Source organism: Caldalkalibacillus uzonensis (genome assembly GCF_030814135.1).
Classification (GTDB): Bacteria; Bacillota; Bacilli; order Caldalkalibacillales; family Caldalkalibacillaceae; genus Caldalkalibacillus; species Caldalkalibacillus uzonensis.
Map to the genome: position 1 here is coordinate 1 of NZ_JAUSUQ010000018.1, position 19,612 is coordinate 19,612.

Consider the following 19,612-nt stretch of genomic DNA (forward strand, 5'->3'; position numbering starts at 1 on the left):
CGTCATCGACGATGGCGTTGTTCTCAATTTGCACTTTTTCTTCGGTATCAAAGGTGCGTTTCATCAGCACTAAAATGTTCATCTTGTTCCCTCCTTACAATAGGACCCAAATGTGATAAAGCATGCGGGCTGTTTTTTAGACCAATTCAAGCATCATGGCCATGCCTTGCCCGCCCCCGACACACAAGGTGGCAATGCCATACTGCTCATTTCTTCTCCTCATCTCATACAGCAATGTGGTAACAATTCTGGCTCCTGTTGCACCAAGGGGATGCCCCAACGCAATGGCGCCTCCGTTCACATTCACTTTTTCCGGATCAAGCTGTGCTTCCCGGATCACGGCCACAGCTTGGGCGGCAAACGCTTCATTCAGCTCAATCAAGCCGATCTCATCCAGACGCTTGCCGGTTCGTCCCAGGAGTTTTTGCAGTGCAGGAACAGGACCGATACCCATTACCTCGGGGGATACACCAGCTGTGGCCCAATCCACAATACGAGCCAGTGGCTGAAGGGACAATGCCTTCGCCTTTTCTTCACTCATTAAAACAAGCGCTGTGGCACCGTCATTCCGACCGCAAGCATTGCCCGCCGTTACCGTTCCCCCTTCCTTAAATGCAGGACGGAGTTGACTCAACACTTCCAGGGTGGTGTTTGGACGGGGGAACTCATCGGTATCAAACAGAAAAGTTTGCTTTTTTTGTTTGACTTCAACTGGTACAATTTCTTCTTTAAATTTCCCTTCATTGATCGCTTTGACTGCTTTCTGCTGGCTTTGCAGGGCAAAAGCGTCCTGATCTTCCCGGCTTATCTGGTACCGTTCAGCCACGTTTTCGGCTGTCATCCCCATCCCCAAATGACTGCCGTAGATCTCCATCGGTTGCTGCCCGTTTTCTAAATTGGAGTCGACAAGATGAGGTGTTCCTTCTCCAAAGCGGGCTTGGCGGAGATAGATAGGCGCCCGGCTCATATTTTCAGTTCCCCCAGCCACTACAATGTCTGCCTGCTGAAACGCAATTTGCTGCACAGCAGTAGCAATGGCCTGCATGCCTGAAGCACATAAACGGTTCACGGTAAAAGCGGGTGATGTTTCGGGGATGCCTGCCCGAAGCGCCGCAACCCTGGCCACGTTGGACGATTCGGTTGTTTGACGAACCTCCCCCATAATCACTTCATCTACTTGTTCCGGGGAGATGCCCGCCCGGCTGACCGCCTCTTTGATCACATGGGCAGCCAAGTGACCGGAAGAGATATCTTTCAGGGAACCCCCAAACCGGCCGATCGGAGTTCTCACAGCACTGACAATAACGACATGTTCCTTGTTCATGTCTTACTCCCCCCTTGATTGCGCAGAACTTTAAATGTGGCCATGCCTTTGGCTAACAAGCGCCCCTCTTCATCAGCGATTTCACCTTCCGCAGAGATGATACGGTATCCTTGCTGAATGACATGAGCTTTGGCCACCAGTTTTCCTTGACGAACAGGGGCAAAATAATGAATATTCATATTAATAGTAGCCAGCGGCTGTTTAACCATAGAGCGAATGGTGATGCCGTATTATCCCCCCAAGCGATAATAATCGGAACTTGCTCTTACTTGCCCTGAAAGTTAGCTTTCCTCTTCTCCAGAAAAGCCCGGGTTCCTTCCTGTTTGTCTTCGGTGGCAAAAAGGATTGCCTGGGAGAGTTTTTCAATCAGCAAGCCGGTTTTGATATCCGTTTCTGTGCCATAGTGAACGGACAATTTGGCTAAACGGACTGCTAACGGCCCTTTGGCCAGGATTTGTTCTGCAACTTCCTCCACTTTGGCTTGTAACTGCGCTGGTTCAGCAACGGCACTGACTAAACCGATCCGCTCTGCTTCTTCAGCGGTGATAATTTTGCCGGTCAGGATCATTTCCAGCGCTTTTCCTTTACCGACAATGCGGGCCAGCCGCTGGGTTCCACCGGCACCAGGGATAATGGACAGATTCAGTTCAGGCAGGCCCAGTTTGGCGTTGGTTGAAGCGATGCGGATATCCGCAGCCATGGCCAGTTCACACCCTCCGCCAAGGGCAAAACCATTGATCATGGCAATGGTTGGTTTCTCATACAGCTCAATATAATCGTAAAATTCCTGCATTGAACCAGACTGAAGGGCATCCAGCATCCCCTTCTCATTTAATTGGGCAATGTCGGCTCCGGCCGCGAAAGATTTCTCCCCAGCCCCCGTAAACACAACACACCCGACATCTAGGTTGGTCTTCAATTCTTCCAACGCCTGTTTCATTTCATCTAACGTATGCTTATTTAAGGCGTTGCGCACCTCAGGACGATTGATGATGATGTAGGCCAATCTGCCGCTGTACTCCACTTTAATGTTTTCAAAACCCATTGTTTCTTCTCTCCTTACTCCAGACTTTTGACTAGCCAGTATGGTCTCTCCACTCTTTCAATCTATCCTCTAGTTCCATCATCAGCTTTATTGTCTAATAAACACATTTTTGTCTATTTCTTAAGGGCGGGATCTTCCGTATACGTGTAAAAGCCCTTTCCTGTCTTGCGTCCCCACTCACCCCGTTCATATTTTTCCATTACCGTTTTGGAAGGCTTGTCAGCGGGATCGCCGGTCTCCTGATAGCGTTGCATACGCACGAGATAATTAACATCTATGCCAGTCAAATCCATTAAGGCAAAGGGACCAATGGGATGGTTCAATGCTTTGGTGCAAGCCAAATCAATTTCCTCATGGGTGGCAATGCCTTGTTCAAGCAGATATATCGCTTCATCCATCACTTTGCCCAGGATGCGGTTGGCCACAAAGCCGGAAATTTCTTTTTTCAGCCAGATCGGGGTTTTATTAATCCGTTTGGTTAAATCAAACGTGACTTGGGCGGTTTCTTCAGACGTGTGGGGACCTTGCACCACTTCAACCAGTTCCATGACCAGTGCCGGATTAAAGAAGTGCATATTACACACTTTTTCCGGCCGCTGGGTGGCATCGGCGATCTTAGAGCTGACAATCGTGGAACTGTTGGTCGCCAATATGGCATGAGGCGGAGCCAATTGGTCCAGCTTGGCAAACAATTCCCGCTTGGCATCCAGCTTTTCAATAATGGCCTCAATGACAAAATCGGCTTCCCTCACGGCCTCCTCAAGGGAAGTGGTAAAATGCAACCGTTCAAAGGCTGCCTTCACTTCCTCGGCCGTCAGTCTGCCTTTTTTCACCCGGCGTTCCATATGTCCTTCCAGGGATGCTTTGGCCTTTTGCAAACTCTCCTCCTGAATATCCTGCACGGTGACAGGATAGCCTGCCAAGGCACACACCATGGCAATCTGGGAACCCATCGCTCCAGAACCAATCACAGCAATCTGTTTCACTTGATCAATATGCATGATCATCATCCCTCCATATAATAATTCTTAATTTAAATCCACTATCTTTCCACAATAACAGCGATGCCCTGGCCCCCGCCAATGCAAGCAGTAACCAACCCCCGCTTTACATCACGCCGCTTCATTTCATAGACGAGCTTGGTGATGAGCATGGCCCCGGTAGCGGCAATGGGATGGCCGTGAGCAATGGCGCCTCCGTTCACATTTACTTTAGACCGGTCAAAGTGTAGTTCCCGGTCACAGGCCAGTACTTGTGCGGCAAAAGCTTCATTGATCTCTATCAGATCAATGTCATCCAGGCTTTTACCGGCCTTCTCCAACACTTTTTGCGTCGCCGGAACTGGACCAATCCCCATGATATTGGGATCTACCCCAGCCACCGCCCAATGGGTGATGCGTGCCAGGGGTTCCAAGCCCCTTTTGGCCGCCTCCCTGTCAGACATGATCACCAGCGCAGAAGCACCGTCGTTAACGCCTGAAGAATTTCCGGCCGTCACCGTTCCCCCTTCCTTAAACACAGGCGGCAGCTTGAGCAGGGCTTCCATGGTCGTTTCAGGGCGGGGATGCTCATCGGTATCAAATAAAATGGTTTCCCCTTGTTTTCCTTTTAAGGGAACAGGTACAATTTGCTCTTGAAACCGCCCTTCTGTCATCGCTCTGGCCATTTTTTGCTGGCTTTCATAGGCAAATTGATCTTGCTCTTCTCTGGAAATTCCATATTGTTCCGCCAAATTTTCAGCCGTAATGCCCATCGGCGGATCGCCGATTGAATCGGGAGATAGCCGGCGTCTGACAAACTGGGGCGGATTGCGGTCAAACGCCCGCTCCTGAGGGGCAAGCAGGTAAGGGGTCCGGGTCATACTTTCCGTCCCGCCAGCAACAAGAATGTCGGCACTTCCTGACCGGACCGACTGGGCTGCCAAGACCGCTGCATTGATGCCTGAACCACATTGCCGGTCAATGGTGATGCCCGGAACGAAGAGCGGTAATCCCGCTTCCAAAAGCGTCAGCCGGGCCATATTACCCCCTCCCGCCAGACAGTTACCGAAAATCCCATCTTCCACTTCACCCCCCTCAAGACCAGCCCGTTTAAGTGCCTCTTTGATCACCAGTGCCCCGTAAACAGAAGGGTGTAAATTTTTTAAAGCACCCCTTGCCTTAGCAATAGGGGTTCTGACAGCAGAAACAATAACCGCCTCATTCATATTTCACATCATCCCCTTAAAACATTATATTGTAGGTGTCCCCTCTCCACTCTCACTCTGTTATGGCCTTAATAAACGGAAATCTTATCCATTCTTCTCAATCATGCGCGAAATAACCAAACGCTGGATCTCAGCTGTCCCTTCCCAAATTTGATAAATCTTTGCATCCCGCAGGAATTTCTCAACGGGGTACTCCCTGATATAACCATAGCCACCCAAAATTTGAATCGCCTCCAGGGCTGTTCTGACGGCCACATCACCGGCAAACAGTTTGGCCATGCTTCCTTCACCCCGTGTAAAAGGCAGCTTATTTTTTACCATCCAGGCCGCCTTCCAGATCAAAAGTCTGGCTGCTTCAATCTCTGTGGCCATATCGGCCAGTTTAAAGGCAATCGCCTGCTGTTTAATAATCGGTTTGCCAAACTGCTTGCGCTCTCTGGCATACTCCAAGGCATATTCATAAGCAGCCCGGGCTATGCCTAAGGCAGCAGCCCCCACCGACGGCCGGGTCGCTTCAAGCATTTTTAAGGCAGCCAAACCGGTGATATAAGTGGGAGAACCGGGCTCCCCTCCCAGTCTGTTTTCAGCGGGAATGCGGCAATCTTCCAGAATGACCTGGGCTGTGTGAGAGGCACGAACACCCATTTTTTTCTCTTTTTGACCCATTTTCAGGCCAGTTGTGTCTTTATCCACCACAAATGCCGCGATTCCCTCCCAGCCAGAGCCTGGCTGTGTTTGGGCAAAAATAACATGAACGTCAGCGATGCCCCCATTGGTGATAAACTGTTTTGTCCCATTCAGTACATATTCATCTCCATCTCTGATCGCAGTTGTCTTCATGGAAGCCACATCAGAACCTGCCCCTGGCTCCGTCAGCCCCATAGCCCCTAACCTGGGGTTATCAGGATCGCAAAACATGGGAATATACTTTTTCTTTTGTTCTTCCGTTCCGGCAATCATAATGGCTGTGGCAGCCAGACCAGTCCCGTTTATGGCTGTAGCAATGCCAGCACAACCCCAGGCCAGCTCCTCGGTAATAATAAGTGACGTAATAGGGTCGTTAATGCCCAATCCGCCATATTCTGCCGGATACCGGTAAGCTGTCAGTCCCAGCTTCGCTGCTTTTTTGATCACTTCCCAGGGCATCTCTTCCGACTCATCATAGATATGAGCCACGGGTCGGATCTCATTCTTGGCAAAATCCCGGGCCAGCTTTTGAAACTCTTTTTGCTCCTCAGTTAAGCTAAAGTCAATCATCTCTTATCCCCTTTCCAATAATGTTCAGCCTTTTTACACTTCATTAAGCACCTGGCGGGCAATAATGATCTTTTGAATTTCATTTGTCCCTTCATAAATCTTGGTGATACGGGCATCCCGGTAAAAACGTTCCGCCGGGTATTCAGCAATATATCCCATCCCACCGTGAATTTGGACCGCTTTATCTGCCACCCGGTTAAACACTTCTGTGGCAAACAGTTTGGCCATGGAAGCCTCTTTGATCGCTTTCTTACCTTCATCAATCAGCTGGGCTGCCTTCAGTGTCAGCGTGCGGGCTGCTTCCGTTTCAGTGGCCATTTCGGCCAGCATCCACTGGATGCCCTGATTTTCGGCAATCGGTTTGCCAAACTGAACCCTTTCCTTGGCGTAACGGGCCGACATCTCAATCAATTTGTCGCAAGAGCCTACACTTCTGGCGGCCAAACCTACTCGTCCCTCACCCAGGATTTTCAAAGCAGAGACATACCCCATGCCCACTTCACCAATGACGTTTTCTTCAGGTACTTCACAATCTTCAAAAATAATTTGGGATGTATAAGAACCTCTCAACCCCATCTTCTTATCAATTTTGCCCACGCTAAAACCAGGGAAGTTTTTCTCTACCAAAAAGGCAGTGATCCCTCCCTTGGCTCCTTTCTCCTTGTCCGTCACGGCAAAAACAGTGATCACATCAGCCACCGGACCATTGGTGATAAAGTGCTTCATGCCATTGAGAATCCACTTGTCTCCCCGCTTTTCGGCCCGTGTTTTCAGATTAGTGGCGTCGGAGCCCGCAGACGGTTCAGACAAAGCGAAAGCAGCAATTAATTCTCCTGTGGCCATTCTGGGTAAGTATTTCTCTTTGAGCCGTTCAGAAGCCAGCTTGACCAAACCTGTACTACCAATGCCCGTGTGGGCACTAATCAGGGAGACAAAACCATTGTGGGTCCGCCCTAATTCTTGTAAAATGACCGCTTTACCCACTGTATTCAGCCCGATCCCCCCATACTCTTCCGGAATACTCATCCCAAACAGGCCTAACGCTTTGGCTTTTTCCACTAAATGCTCTGGGATAGCATCCTCTTCTTCAATTTGCTGGGCACAAGGTTCCACCTCATTCTCTACAAAGTTGCGGATCATGGTCCTCATTTGTTCCACTTCAGTTGTTAACTTGGCAAACATTAATTTCCCTCCATGTTCACTATCTTTCGAAAATATTCATGCAAAAATGATGCCAAAATAGAAATGGTCGCTGTGACTGGTCATTCGTCTTTCAATGATGAAAGCAGGATTCACTTTTGTATTAAACCCAGGCATACACTTTGTCTAAACAGTGAGATAAATTAAGAAATCTATCATATAAACGTCGATTCATTTTTGAATGATACTATCATGCAGTTTTGCATCAACACGAAATCCCGCGCAAAAACTATTTAGTCAGTTGCAAATCCTCCTGCTCCTCATCTTTATCCTGGTTTTGTTTCCTGAACTGTCCGTATAAGTGCAACAGATATACTCCAAGGGCGAAGAAAGAAATCGTAACCATCAAAGCAAATGTGTGACCATATTCAACATGGGGGCCTTCCCACCATAAGTTAAAAATGACGTGCGGCTGTGTGTTATATTCCAAAAGCCGCCCAGTGCTGGCCACTCCAAAAGCCCCTCCAAAAAACTGGCAGAGTTGTAGAAATCCTATTCCCGCACCAATTTGCCGGCTGTCTAAAGCAATGCTTACCTCTCTTGGGATGCCTGTGGTCATGATGGTAAACCCTATGGCTGCCAGCAAGTAGAAAGCCATGACCAGCCAGAATGAGAAATATCCCAAGCATGAAAATAAGATTAACGCCATCATGAGCAGGCCAATGCCTCCGGTGAAGAACGGGATGGGTGAGGCCTGATCAAACCAGCGGCCGATTAAAAATGAGGCAAGCGCTGAACAGAAGGCCCCAGGGAAAATAACAAAACCTATCCCCATTGTTGGCAACTGGTAGATGTCAGCAAGAAGGAGCGGGACCATAAACAAGATGGCAAAATACTGAAAAAAGACAAGAAAACTAAGTACCACCAACGGGACATACCCCCGGCTGGTCAACAGTTGTCTGGAAATAAAGGGGGTTTGTACACGGCCAATATGGATCCAAAACAGTACCAGTGAGATCAGACCGAACAAAAACCAATCATTTCCCGTACTGATCCACACCAGCATCCCGATCACAGCCAGAGCAAGCAAGCCCATGCCGGCAACATCAAAATGGCCCCTTCTCCTTACCTCATCTGGCAGCTGGGCACGATAAACCGGCAGCATCATCATCCCCAATAAAGTAATGAAAAACAGGGAGGCCCAACCGAAAAATTGTGAAACAAAGCCGCCCAGTACCGGTCCAAGCCCAAAGCCCAGACTTGACGCAGCTGCAATTTTGCCCAGGGCTCTTCCCCTTCGTTCCAGAGGGATATGGCGGGCCGTCAACACCATCCCTAACCCAGGTATGGCTGAAGCCCCAGCTGCCTGAATTAAGCGGGCCACAATTAACACGCCAAACGAAGGGGCTAACACACCCAGAACCGAACCTAAGCCCAATAACGACAAGCCAATGGTTATCAGTTTCTTCAGTTCAAACTGATCAGCCAGTCGACCGTAAGTGACGGTACCGAGGGCAAACATTACCGAATAGCTCATCACAACCCAAGATGCCTCAGACGGTGAGAGCATAAAATCCATACTAATGGCTGGAATCGCCACATTAAACATGGTCGTGTTCATCACAGTGATCAAAACGTTAAATTGCAGGGCGCGATAAACCAGTCCTTCATTGGCTAATCCCTGTTCCGGTTGCAACTGATTGCTCATTTTTTCCATCTACGCTTCAACTTGCTACTCCCTCCCTATTACTCCCGTGGCTTTTTTAATCGGTATTTTTGCAGTTTTCGAACAATCGCAGCCTGACGCATCTCCCCAAGCAATGCTCCCACCGCTCCTGCTCCTACAATGCCAATCTTCATCTGCTTAGGCATACTCCTTTTTTAACTGAGCCGCGATAATATTTTTTTGAATTTCGGAAGTGCCTTCATAGATTTTGGTGATGCGGGCATCACGGTAATACCGCTCCACTTCAAACTCGCGAATATAACCCATCCCACCGTGAATCTGCACCGCTTTGTCAGCGACACGGTTATACACTTCTGATCCGTACAATTTAACCATGGCAGCATCTTTGATCACGTTTTGTTTCTGGTCCACTCTCCAGGCCACCCGGTAGGTAAACCAACGCAAGGTTTCAATGTCAACGGCCATCTCGGCCAGCATATGCTGGATGGCTTGAATCTCAATTAAGGGTTTGCCGAACTGCACCCTTTCCTGGGCATAGGCCATGCATAAGTCCAGCAGCTTTTGGGCAGACCCCAAGTTTCTGGCTGCCAAGCCAGCACGGCCATTGGCTAAAATTTTCAGAGCATTGACATAGCCTTGCCCCTCTCCTCCCAAGACGTTTTCAACCGGTACTTCCAGATCTTCAAAAATCAATTCGGCCACCTTGGAGCCGCGGAGACCCATCTTTTGCTCAATTTTGCCAAGTTTAAAACCCGGGAAGTCTTTTTCCACTATAAAGGAGGTAATCCCCTTTGGCCCTTTATCCGGATCAGTGACAGCCATTACTGTAAAAATATCGGCAATAGGGGCATTGGTAATGAAAATTTTGGACCCATTCAAAATATATTTATCCCCTTTGCGTACGGCCCTTGTTTTCAGGTTATAAGCATGGGAGCCGGCGCTTGGTTCAGTCAGGGCAAAAGCCCCCAACCGCGCTCCACTGGCCATATCAGGCAAATACTTTTTCTTTTGTTCCTCCGTGCCCATTTCCACAATCCCTACCGTGCCAATGCCGGTATGGGCCCCAATCACTGTGGTGTAACCGTTATGGGTCTTGCCCAGCTCCTCATAAATGAGGCATTTATCCAGCATGCTGAGACCCAGTCCACCGTATTCCTCGGGGATACTGATGCCAAACAGCCCCATTTCTTTGGACATTTCCAGAATATGCTCCGGTAGTTCATTTTCCTCTTCAATGGTCTGGGCTTCGGGATCAACCACATTGGTGATAAAATCTTGCACATTCTTTTTGATCGCTAAAATTTCTTCTGAAAAATTAAAATCCACTCCAATCCCCTCCTAAGTTGGTTATATTTCCGTAGTCTGTATGGGTTCTTCTGTCTCAGTTTGTGTCTCTCTATTGATCTTGTCTATTCTCGTAATTGTAAAATCCTCTCCCTGATTTGCGTCCTAACCGACCGGCTTTTACGTATTTAACTAACAACGGACACGGACGGTACTTTTCCCCTAAGGTCTGATACAAATATTCCATGTTGCGCAGGCGGGTGTCCAGTCCTACCAAATCAGCTAGTTCCAATGGCCCCATGGGATGGTTCAATCCCAGTTTCATCGCCTTGTCAATATCCTCTGCCGAAGCCACGCCTTCCATCAGCATGTTCATCGCTTCATTGCCGATTAAACAGTTCATGCGGCTGGTGACGAACCCGGGAAATTCATTCACTTCCACCGTTTCTTTACCCATGCGGCTGCCCACCTGTTTAGCCAGTTCTACTGTCTCATCTGAAGTATCCAGTCCCCGGATAATTTCAATCAGTTTCATTTTGTGGACCGGGTTAAAGAAGTGCATGGCCACACATTTATCGGGACGTGAAGTCTGGGCTGCAATCTCTGTCGGACTCATTGTTGATGTATTGGTGGCCAATACCGTATGCGGCGGGCAGATCTGATCTAATTTTTTAAAGACATCAATTTTGATATCCATGACTTCCAGGACAGCTTCAATGACCAGATCAGCCTCCCTGGAAGCTTTCTCAAGATTCGTTGTGTAAAAGATACGCGGCAAGGCCTCCTCCACTTGTTGCTGCTGTAGATATCCCCGCTGCACACTTTTGCTCATTTCCTGCTCAATATCATTTTTAGCTTTGTCTAGAGCTGCTTCATTAATATCTTGCAAATAGACATTAAAGCCGGCCAGGGCGCCAACGTAAGCGATGCCCCTGCCCATGACACCTGCGCCAACAACAGCCAGGTTTCTCATCATACCACTCCTTTTCATCTCTTTTTATAACGACTTTATATCATGCTGTGACTTGGTTTGTTTGATACGGGCCGACCATTGGGCCACACAAACACCAAATAACAAAATGACACCAATAATACTGGCAACGATGCTGGTTGTGACCAAGAACAAGGATGAAACCAGTAAAAGTACTCTTTGCCACAGGGATGTTCCTGTTACTAAATAACCTTGAATACAAGAGGCAAAAGAAACCAACCCTAAAGCAGCCGTCACTAATCCAATGATGATATCAGCTGTGCTTCCTTCTAAAATCAGAGCCGGCTTATACACCAACATGTAAGGAATGATAAATCCAGCCATCCCGATACGCAGTGACTGAAAAGCAGTTTTTAACGGATCGCCGCCCGCTATTCCGGCCGTGATGTAAGATGTAATGGCCACTGGCGGTGTAATCCCTGACATAATTCCGAAATAAAAGACAAAGAAATGGGCTGAAATAACTGGCACACCGATTTGGACCAATCCTCCCACGGCTACAGTGGCTAAAATCACATATGCCGAAATGGTGGGCATGCCCATGCCTAAAATAATAGAAGCCAACATGATCATCAGTAACATAGGCAGTAATTCACCGCCTGACAATTCGATGGCAAAGCGGGAAAAACGCGTGCCCAAACCGGTCATAATTATCGATCCAGCGATAATGCCGGCCCCTGCACATGCCATGACAGTAGAGATGGAGTTACGAATACCAGCCTCTAAGGCGGCTAACAGTTCAATCATACTTAACCTTGTTTCTTTTCTTAAAAGACTTAAAACAAAGACTGAAATAATAGCCCACAATCCAGCCATCATCGGACTGTAGCCCTTAACCATCATGAAGATGATGATAAACAGAGGCAGGATTAAATAACCTCTGGAATAAAGAACAGTCCATAGATTGGGTAGCTGCTCCCTAGGAATGCCTTCCAATCCTTGTTTCCTTGCCTGCAAGTAAATAACGATCCCTGCCACTAGAAAGTAGAGAACGGCAGGTGCAAGGGCATAGCCTGCGATCTGTATATATGGAATGCCTGTATATTCGGCCATAATAAAGGCCGAAGCCCCCATGATAGGAGGCATGATTTGCCCGCCCTGGGAAGCAACTGCCTCTACAGCCCCGGAAAAATTACAACTGTAGCCCACCTTCTTCATCAGCGGAATCGTAAAAGAGCCGGTCATGGTAGCATTGGCGGCACCGTTTCCCGTAATGGTCGCCATCATGCCACTGGACAAAACGGAGGCTAAGGCGGGCCCACCCCGAAAACGACCGGTCAAGGCAAACGCCAATTCGATGAAAAATTGTCCAGCCCCTGTACGCAACAACAAGGCAGCAAAGAGCAAAAAGAGAATCAATATAGTAGATGCCACATAGATCGGATCGGAGAAAATGCCATTTGTCGTAATAAACATCGTGTCCGTCATTCTTCGGTAACTAAATCCTTGATGGCCCAAAAGTCCCGGAAACCAAGGCCCAATAAAGATATACAACCAGAAGAACAACACCAACACAGCCATAGCAAGGCCAACCGTCCGGCGTACACCCTCGATCACCAGTGCCACCATGGTCGTGGCGACAAGTTTATCGAGGAGAGATGGATTTCCTTGCCGGAGGGACACCTCTGGATAAGAGAAATAGACAAAAAGCAAGATGAAAATGGAAAGAACAAGGGGTAATCCATCGAACAGCCAGTGCCACTGTTTATTCCCTTTTTTATACGGGACATAACTGAAACACAAAATGAGCAATACTGAGGTAAATACCGCCCGGTGCTGCCAGGACGGCAGACCGCCAAAAGCAGCAGAATAAATAATGTAAATGGCCAAACAAATAGCCAACAGAGCGGTCGCCAACCGAGCCACCCTTGTCAAAACAGAAACTTGATCAGGGTTATAAATGGCCTTATCTATGTTGGTTGTCAGGGATTCTTTTTCCATGGATAAATCAATTTTTTTTGCTGTATCCTTGGCCAGGCCCTTGTTGTTTCTTTGCGCCATCATACCTGTCCCCCTGTCACAAACTTATACACATCACAACCCATATTTCAGAAACACCTGTTCTGCCCAAGGCAAGATTGAGTGAAGAAGGGGGACATCCCCCCTTACTTACTCAGCTACACCAATTTCCTTGTAATAGCGTAAAGCTCCTGGGTGGATATTCTCCTCTGGATTGACGATTTCGGTATAGCCACGCTCTGCATCCATCCATTGGCCCCTACCCGGTTGTTCATCCCGGATACGTTCAAGGTTTTCCCACAGTGCCTTGGTCATTTGGTACACAATCTCCTCGTCCATATCCTTATGCACGATGAGGATGGACATGGTTACCACCGTCGGTATATCTTCTGTTTGGTTGCGATAAGTGCCGGCAGGAATCACCATATCTACGGTATAGCCATAACCCGCTTCATCAAGGGCTTGCAAGACATCATCCGGTATAGGCAGCGGGCGTACCGGACGGCTGGCATCAATTTCACTCAGACCAACAACTTCGGGGGCTCCTCCCTGGACGACCATATCAATGATACCGTCCCTTAGTTGTGTGGCCGCATCTGAATAACTGCCATATGAAATGCGCACACCAAGCTTCTCCAGGTCCTCATAAGTATAGCCCATCGCTTCAAAAACTCTGCGGGTCGTCAATTCGCTGGCATCACCTGGATTGCCAGGGATCGTGTGTCCCCCTTGCTGAATAAAATCTTCTAAGCTTTGGATTGGACTATCATCCATGACAACAAAATTCCACCAAGCCGGATACAGGGCCCCAATAGCCTGGACATTCTCTTGTACCTCCCCTTCAAAGACACCGGTTCCCTGAACAGCATCGGCAAAGTCGGAAGCAAAGGCAAATCCTGACTGGGCATCCTCTCCCCGATTAACCTCACGGATATTGCCTATAGCCCCTCCCTCCACGACAGTTACATTAAAGTTTTCCATTTCATCCATCCAAATGTCAGCAAAGAGTACGGACATAGGATACCAGCCTGAACCTGTTGGGCCGCTGATGTGAGCGTGATTAATCGGTCCTTGTCCCCCGGTCCCTTCACTACCGCCGCACCCAGCCAGAACAATCATCATTCCTATAACCGAAGCAACAGATAACAACTTTGTCATGCGTTTTTTTCTCACCTACGAGTCCCCCTTATGTTTTAGCTATAAAAATACGTCAATGTCTCCGATCCATCGCTGTTGATCAATTTACCATCCCTACTTATGTACTGTCAGCCCATCACCCCCTCTTCATCTCTTGCCAGTCTACATCTCTGAACTTCTGCATTTTTCTGACAATGGTTGACTGATTCACCTGTAACAGGCGGGCCATACTTCTTGTGTTATTACAAAGCTTCAATGTCTTTTTGATCAGCTGCTTTTCCACTTCATCTACAGCTTCTTTCAAGGGCATGATCCCGTTCACATGAATCAGATTGTGTTCATTCTCTGTTGTAAAAGTGTCCAAGACCTGTTGTACATCCTTCTTTTTAATCTTTGGAGAAGAAACAGTGACGATAAGCCGTTCAACCACATTGACCAGCTCTCTCACATTACCCGGCCAGTGGTATTGTGTTAAAACTTGAATGGCTTCCTCTGAGAAAACCTTCTCCATGTTGTATTGCTCATTAAACTTATGCTGAAAGAGATTAACGAGAAGGGGAATATCCTCGATGCGTTCCCGTAAGGGCGGTACTTTAATGGGCACAACATTAAGACGGTAAAATAAGTCCGGTCTGAACCGTCCTTCCTTCACTAAGCTTTCCAGGTCCCTATTGGTGGCAGCAACAATACGCACATCCACCTTTTTGGGCTTGACCCCTCCTACCCGGATAATCTCCTTCTCTTGCAAAACACGTAACAGTTTGACTTGCAATTGCAGAGGGAGTTCCCCAATTTCATCCAAGAAAATAGTTCCTTTGTGAGCCACTTCAAATAAACCTTCTTTTCCCTTGCGGTTAGCACCGGTAAAAGCCCCTGCCTCATAACCAAACAATTCCGATTCCAACAATTGTTCGGGAATGGCACCGCAGTTAATTTTAATGAACTTGTGCCTGCTCCGGGGGCTCAGACGGTGTAACAGATTGGCGATCTCTTCTTTTCCTGCGCCCGATTCCCCAAGGATCAGAACCGTTGAATCCACCTTGGCAATCTGCTGAATGCTTTCCAGTATCTTTTTCATGGCAGCAGAATGAGCCACAAATTTGTGTCCCTGTGTTTTCTCTTCCTCCAGCTGGAGGATATAACGTTTGGTCTCATCCAGTTCACGGCGCAGATTATCCAGCTCTGTAATATCTCTAATGTTAATGACCACCCTTTTAATCTTTGTTTTAAACTTAACTGGCGTCCCGGTGATCATTAATAAATTGTTTTTAGTATGGTTTCTTTCAATCACTGTCACCGTATCTTCTTTTTCTTTTACCAGGGAAATAATAGAAGACTGGAGGCAAGTGCCTACCAATTCCCCGTAATGCTGGGGTCTGTTTTTCAAGCCTAAAATCCGGCACAAAGCTTTATTGGTACGGATAATGTTCCCCCGTTCGTCGGTGATCATAATGGCGTCATAGGAGGATTCCAGTACCGTATCCAGCTCATACAACAGATTTTTAACACTGGACAATTCCTGAGAGATAAACTCAATTTCTGATATATCCTGAAAGACGCCTACCGCCCCGACAACTTTACCCCCTTGAAAGATAGGCGTCCGGTTGGTAATATACTTGCGGTTACCCACCTGATACTTCTCTGTGTGGGGCTTGCCCGTTTTAACAACGTCAAGCAATCCACTGGGAGCCACCACCTCATTTAAGTGCCGGCCTAACGCTTTTTCTTTCGTTGTCCCGGCCATCTTTTCCGCCGCTGGATTAATAGAGGTGATACATCCTCGCTCATCAATAGACAAGATGCCATTGTGGGCGGAGTTAAAAATGGCATCCAAATGCCCCAGCTGTTCCTGTACTTCTTCTTTAAATTTTTCTAAGAGAAGTGTGCGGGTTGTAAAACCTGTCACCTGTTCCCTGTCATTTTTAACGGGTAAGATAGACTCTGCCCGATCAATGATATCTCTAATCAACGCATGCTCATAAAGGCTGTGAGCACAGGGAATCATCACCTGTTTAATGGTTTTGCCCCCTTGAGCTAAACCATTGATTAACGCAAGCTCATCAATCATGCCAACCAGTTGCTGGTGGTCATTAAATACGAGAGCCCCTTTCAACTGATGTTGAGTAAAATAATGGGCGGCATCGACAAGCAGATCATCAGTGTAAAATCGGAAATTGGTACGAATCATGGCGTCCTTGACCCTTAAGAACATCCCCATCACTCCTACAAAGCGTTAAAACGCTTTCAGTTTTTATCTTGCAAGAACCATGCCAAACCCCTAGACAGCTTAAACTGTGAATATAAGTTGGATTTATGTGATTTAATGTGAATTTTATGATGTTATATCGCATCAATGATGCTAATTTGCATCACTATTACCATAATAAAAATAAAATTGAAAATTAGCAATTAAATAGACTAAATTTAAAGTCTAGTGATAAAAAAATCTGATGCATATGTGCATCAGTCAACCGTTAAGCCATTAAATTCTTATTTTTAGTTTGTGTTATTTGTTAAGAAGCCACATTATCAGACGTGTTTAGCTTAGTCTTAAACGTCAACTTCTGCAGCAAATAGGCAACACCTAAAAGGAAAATACCGATAGTATCTGTATAGAGTCCTGGTTTTATTAATGTGAGGGAGCCGGCCAGCAACAGCAAACGTTCATACCAAAGTGTTTGGCGAACTAACCATCCCTCTACAGCTGCAGCCATACCGGTTATCCCGATAATGGCCGTCATGACCGTCACCATTATTTTAACGGTATCCCCCACCAAGAGTAGGGAGGGTCCATAGACAAACATATAGGGGACAATAAAAGCCGCTATTCCCAGACGCAATGCCACCATCCCCGTGCGCATCGGCTCAGACCCGGCAATACCCGCAGCCGCAAAAGCAGCCAAGGCAACAGGCGGGGTAATCGCTGATATGATGGCAAAGTAGAAGACAAACAGATGGGCGGCAATCGGGGTAACACCCAATTCAATCAAGGCGGGAACCGTTAAAGCGACCTGAACGATATAAGCGGCAACTGTAGGCAGTCCCATGCCCAAGATAATGGAAGTCAGCATGGTAAAAATGAGGGTAAGCAACAAGCTTCCCCCGGCCAGAGAAATAATCATACTGCTGAATTTCAACCCTAAACCTGTCAGCGTAATAACCCCGATCACCAAACCTGCTGCCGCACAGGCAATGGCTGTTTCCAAAACTGCTCTTGCTCCCAGATCCAAGGCCTCAATCATTTGTTTTAATTTGAGGCGCGTGACTGCTTTGGCCATCGCTACCAAGATAATGGCAACAATGGCGTACAAACCGGCCCGCATGGGAGAATAACCTTGAACCAGCATGACAACGATAACTATCAGAGGAATGAAAAAGAGAAAGCCGGTTTTGAGCAGTGTTTTGACAGAAGGGATCTGATCCTTGCTCAAACCTTGCAAGCCTTGCCTCTTTGCCCTTAAATCGACCTGGACAAACAAACATAGATAATAAAGAATGGCCGGAATCAGGGCCGCAATGGCCACCTCAATATAGGTAATCCCCAGGTAAGAAGCAATAATAAATGCTGCTGCGCCCATGATGGGCGGCATGATCTGTCCGCCGGATGAGGAGACAGCTTCAACTGCACCTGCAAACTCTTTTTTGTAGCCTGTTCTTTTCATGAGCGGAATGGTAAAAGCACCAGTGGTCACCGTATTGGCCACAGCACTTCCTGAAATCGTCCCCATCAGTGAACTGCCGATAATGGCTGTTTTAGCCGGCCCTCCCCTATATTTGCCCATCAAGCCCACAGCCAAGTTAATAAAAAACTGGCCTGCCCCGGAGATCTCCAAAAACTTGCCGAACAGCACAAACATAAAAATAAATGTGGCCGAAACCCCCAATGGAATGCCAAACACACCAGACGTGGTATAAAACAGATGGTCAACCACCCACATCAGCGTAAACTCGCGGTGAGATAAAACCCCCGGCAGATGATGTCCCCAGACCGCATAAGCCAAGCTAAGAATCACGATTATTGTTAATGCATGGCCTACTGCACGTCTGGTTGCCTCAATGATCAGTAAACATGCAGTTAAGCCAATTGCGATTTGCAGCCCAGTCAGCTTCTCAATATAAGACATGCGTGAAACAATATCCTGTCCGTTTACGAAGAAATAAGCAAAAACGCTAATAGATAATATAATGGCCATCCAATCGAACCAGGCAATTTTCTCTTGGTTAGAGTTTCTCCACGGACGATACACAGCAAAAATAAGCATCAACGAAAATCCTAAGTGCATGGATCGCTGCATAAAAGATTCGAAGATGCCAAAGACAGCCGTATAGAGATGAACCAGTGACATGAGAACGGCGATGACGGACACCAAACGTCCTTGCCAACCGTTCAAATCACGGCATTTTTCCGTCAATCCCAACTCCTCTTCTGCCTTTTTCCCCCTGTTTGGCAGCACAGGCTTAACCATTAGCCGTGACACCTGCCTTCCTTTACAGAGTGATTATTTAAGTGAGAGGAAGGGGAAGTGCCCCCTTCCTTGTTCCTTCCTTGGCTGCTATTCAATTAAACCCAACTCACGGTAGTATTTTTCTGCTCCGGGATGATAGGGGCCTATATTATGTTCAACTGAATACTTTGCATTAAAATCCTTTAAATCATTGGAAAGGGTTGCCCAGCGCTCCTGCTGTTCAAAGATCATTTTGGTCAACTCATATCCTGCTTCCTCACTCAATAGATCTGTACTGGCCAAGAGCACTGTATAACTGGCTACGGTTTGTGCATCTTCTTTGAAGTTAGCGTATGTCTCTGCCTCCACAGTATAAGGCAAGTAACCCTCATTGATTTCACCCAGTGCCTGTATCGTAGACTCTTCTAAAGAGATAAGACGGATACCAATGGTCGTGTCCAATTCCTGAAACGTGGAAGCAGGGGCAACCAACATGCCTGCAAAGGCATCTATATGCCCATCTCTGATCAAGTTGGCCGCATCAGCCGTCCCCACATATTCAACTGCTGCCAAATCATCATAACTCATGCCGTGAATATCCAGAATCTGTTGGAAAGCAATCTCCCCGCTATACCCGCGGATTCCCGGGCTAACCCGCTTTCCTTTCAGATCTTCAATGGTGTAGATATCCGAGTCCGCTCTGACCACAAATTGCATCACATTGGGGTACATGGTTGCTATGGTCCCGAAATTGGCAATAGGTTCTTCAAACGCCTTCAGTCCGTTTAACGCTTCTGGAATGGTTTGTCCGTTGCTGAAAGCGATAACAAAACTGCCGTCACCTAACCCCAGCAGATTGGCAACCGAGCCCCCTTCGACAACAGTAACCGAGGATTCAGGAAATATTTTTTGAATTTCTTCACCCATCGCACCGGCCAGGGTGTACCAAAAACCGCCTACTGTGGCTGCTCCAAATGTGAAATCGGCAGGAACCTCAGGTGTCGCACTTTCACTTTGGTTTCCTTGCCCTTGTTGTTCCTCTTCTCCATTCGTTCCTGTGTCGGTGCTTCCCCCACAAGCGGCTGCTGCCACCACCAGCATACCCAATAACATGATCAATAAAACTCTTTTCATCTC

General features: G+C 47.4%; 15 protein-coding genes and 1 pseudogene. All 16 read right to left on the bottom strand.

The window, feature by feature from the left end:
* A pseudogene (locus J2S00_RS17495) lies at nt 1-82 on the bottom strand (electron transfer flavoprotein subunit beta); the annotation flags it as partial.
* A 54-nt stretch (nt 83-136) separates the two neighbouring features.
* Entirely contained in the window at nt 137-1,324 is a 1,188-nt protein-coding gene (locus tag J2S00_RS17500; protein WP_307342867.1) for a thiolase family protein, read from the bottom strand.
* On the bottom strand, nt 1,321-1,533 hold the full coding sequence (locus J2S00_RS17505; RefSeq protein ID WP_307342870.1) for a PaaI family thioesterase: 213 nt from the start codon (nt 1,531-1,533) through the stop codon (nt 1,321-1,323). Before J2S00_RS17505 ends, J2S00_RS17500 begins: the two co-directional genes overlap by 4 nt.
* Before the next feature lie 56 nt (nt 1,534-1,589).
* Nucleotides 1,590-2,369 (bottom strand): enoyl-CoA hydratase/isomerase family protein, encoded by a 780-nt coding sequence (locus J2S00_RS17510; protein WP_307342874.1) that lies wholly within the window; start codon nt 2,367-2,369, stop codon nt 1,590-1,592.
* Nucleotides 2,370-2,482: 113 nt separating this feature from the next.
* Nucleotides 2,483-3,370, bottom strand: coding sequence for a 3-hydroxyacyl-CoA dehydrogenase family protein (locus tag J2S00_RS17515; protein ID WP_307342877.1), 888 nt, complete (start codon nt 3,368-3,370; stop codon nt 2,483-2,485).
* A 41-nt stretch (nt 3,371-3,411) separates the two neighbouring features.
* Nucleotides 3,412-4,575 (bottom strand): thiolase family protein, encoded by a 1,164-nt coding sequence (locus J2S00_RS17520; RefSeq protein WP_307342880.1) that lies wholly within the window; start codon nt 4,573-4,575, stop codon nt 3,412-3,414.
* Between the two features lie 84 nt (nt 4,576-4,659).
* On the bottom strand, nt 4,660-5,829 hold the full coding sequence (locus tag J2S00_RS17525) for an acyl-CoA dehydrogenase family protein (protein ID WP_307342962.1): 1,170 nt from the start codon (nt 5,827-5,829) through the stop codon (nt 4,660-4,662).
* 36 nt (nt 5,830-5,865) lie between these two features.
* Nucleotides 5,866-7,014: an acyl-CoA dehydrogenase family protein gene (locus tag J2S00_RS17530; protein ID WP_307342883.1), complete on the bottom strand. Its 1,149-nt coding sequence runs from the start codon at nt 7,012-7,014 to the stop codon at nt 5,866-5,868.
* 247 nt (nt 7,015-7,261) lie between these two features.
* Nucleotides 7,262-8,689, bottom strand: a complete 1,428-nt coding sequence (locus tag J2S00_RS17535; protein ID WP_307342885.1) for an MFS transporter — start codon at nt 8,687-8,689, stop codon at nt 7,262-7,264.
* A gap of 147 nt (nt 8,690-8,836) precedes the next feature.
* The gene (locus tag J2S00_RS17540; RefSeq protein ID WP_307342888.1) at nt 8,837-9,985 is read right to left on the bottom strand and encodes an acyl-CoA dehydrogenase family protein; all 1,149 of its coding nucleotides are present in this window, start codon (nt 9,983-9,985) and stop codon (nt 8,837-8,839) included.
* 70 nt (nt 9,986-10,055) lie between these two features.
* Nucleotides 10,056-10,916: a 3-hydroxyacyl-CoA dehydrogenase gene (locus J2S00_RS17545; protein ID WP_307342890.1), complete on the bottom strand. Its 861-nt coding sequence runs from the start codon at nt 10,914-10,916 to the stop codon at nt 10,056-10,058.
* A 24-nt stretch (nt 10,917-10,940) separates the two neighbouring features.
* On the bottom strand, nt 10,941-12,935 hold the full coding sequence (locus J2S00_RS17550; protein WP_307342893.1) for a TRAP transporter permease: 1,995 nt from the start codon (nt 12,933-12,935) through the stop codon (nt 10,941-10,943).
* A 108-nt stretch (nt 12,936-13,043) separates the two neighbouring features.
* Nucleotides 13,044-14,066 (bottom strand): TAXI family TRAP transporter solute-binding subunit, encoded by a 1,023-nt coding sequence (locus J2S00_RS17555; protein WP_307342896.1) that lies wholly within the window; start codon nt 14,064-14,066, stop codon nt 13,044-13,046.
* Between the two features lie 100 nt (nt 14,067-14,166).
* Complete coding sequence (locus J2S00_RS17560; RefSeq protein ID WP_307342898.1) at nt 14,167-16,242, bottom strand: sigma 54-interacting transcriptional regulator; 2,076 nt, start codon at nt 16,240-16,242, stop codon at nt 14,167-14,169.
* Between the two features lie 301 nt (nt 16,243-16,543).
* Nucleotides 16,544-18,496 (bottom strand): TRAP transporter permease, encoded by a 1,953-nt coding sequence (locus J2S00_RS17565; RefSeq protein ID WP_307342901.1) that lies wholly within the window; start codon nt 18,494-18,496, stop codon nt 16,544-16,546.
* A gap of 87 nt (nt 18,497-18,583) precedes the next feature.
* Nucleotides 18,584-19,609, bottom strand: a complete 1,026-nt coding sequence (locus J2S00_RS17570; protein ID WP_307342904.1) for a TAXI family TRAP transporter solute-binding subunit — start codon at nt 19,607-19,609, stop codon at nt 18,584-18,586.
* Nucleotides 19,610-19,612 lie beyond the last annotated feature (3 nt).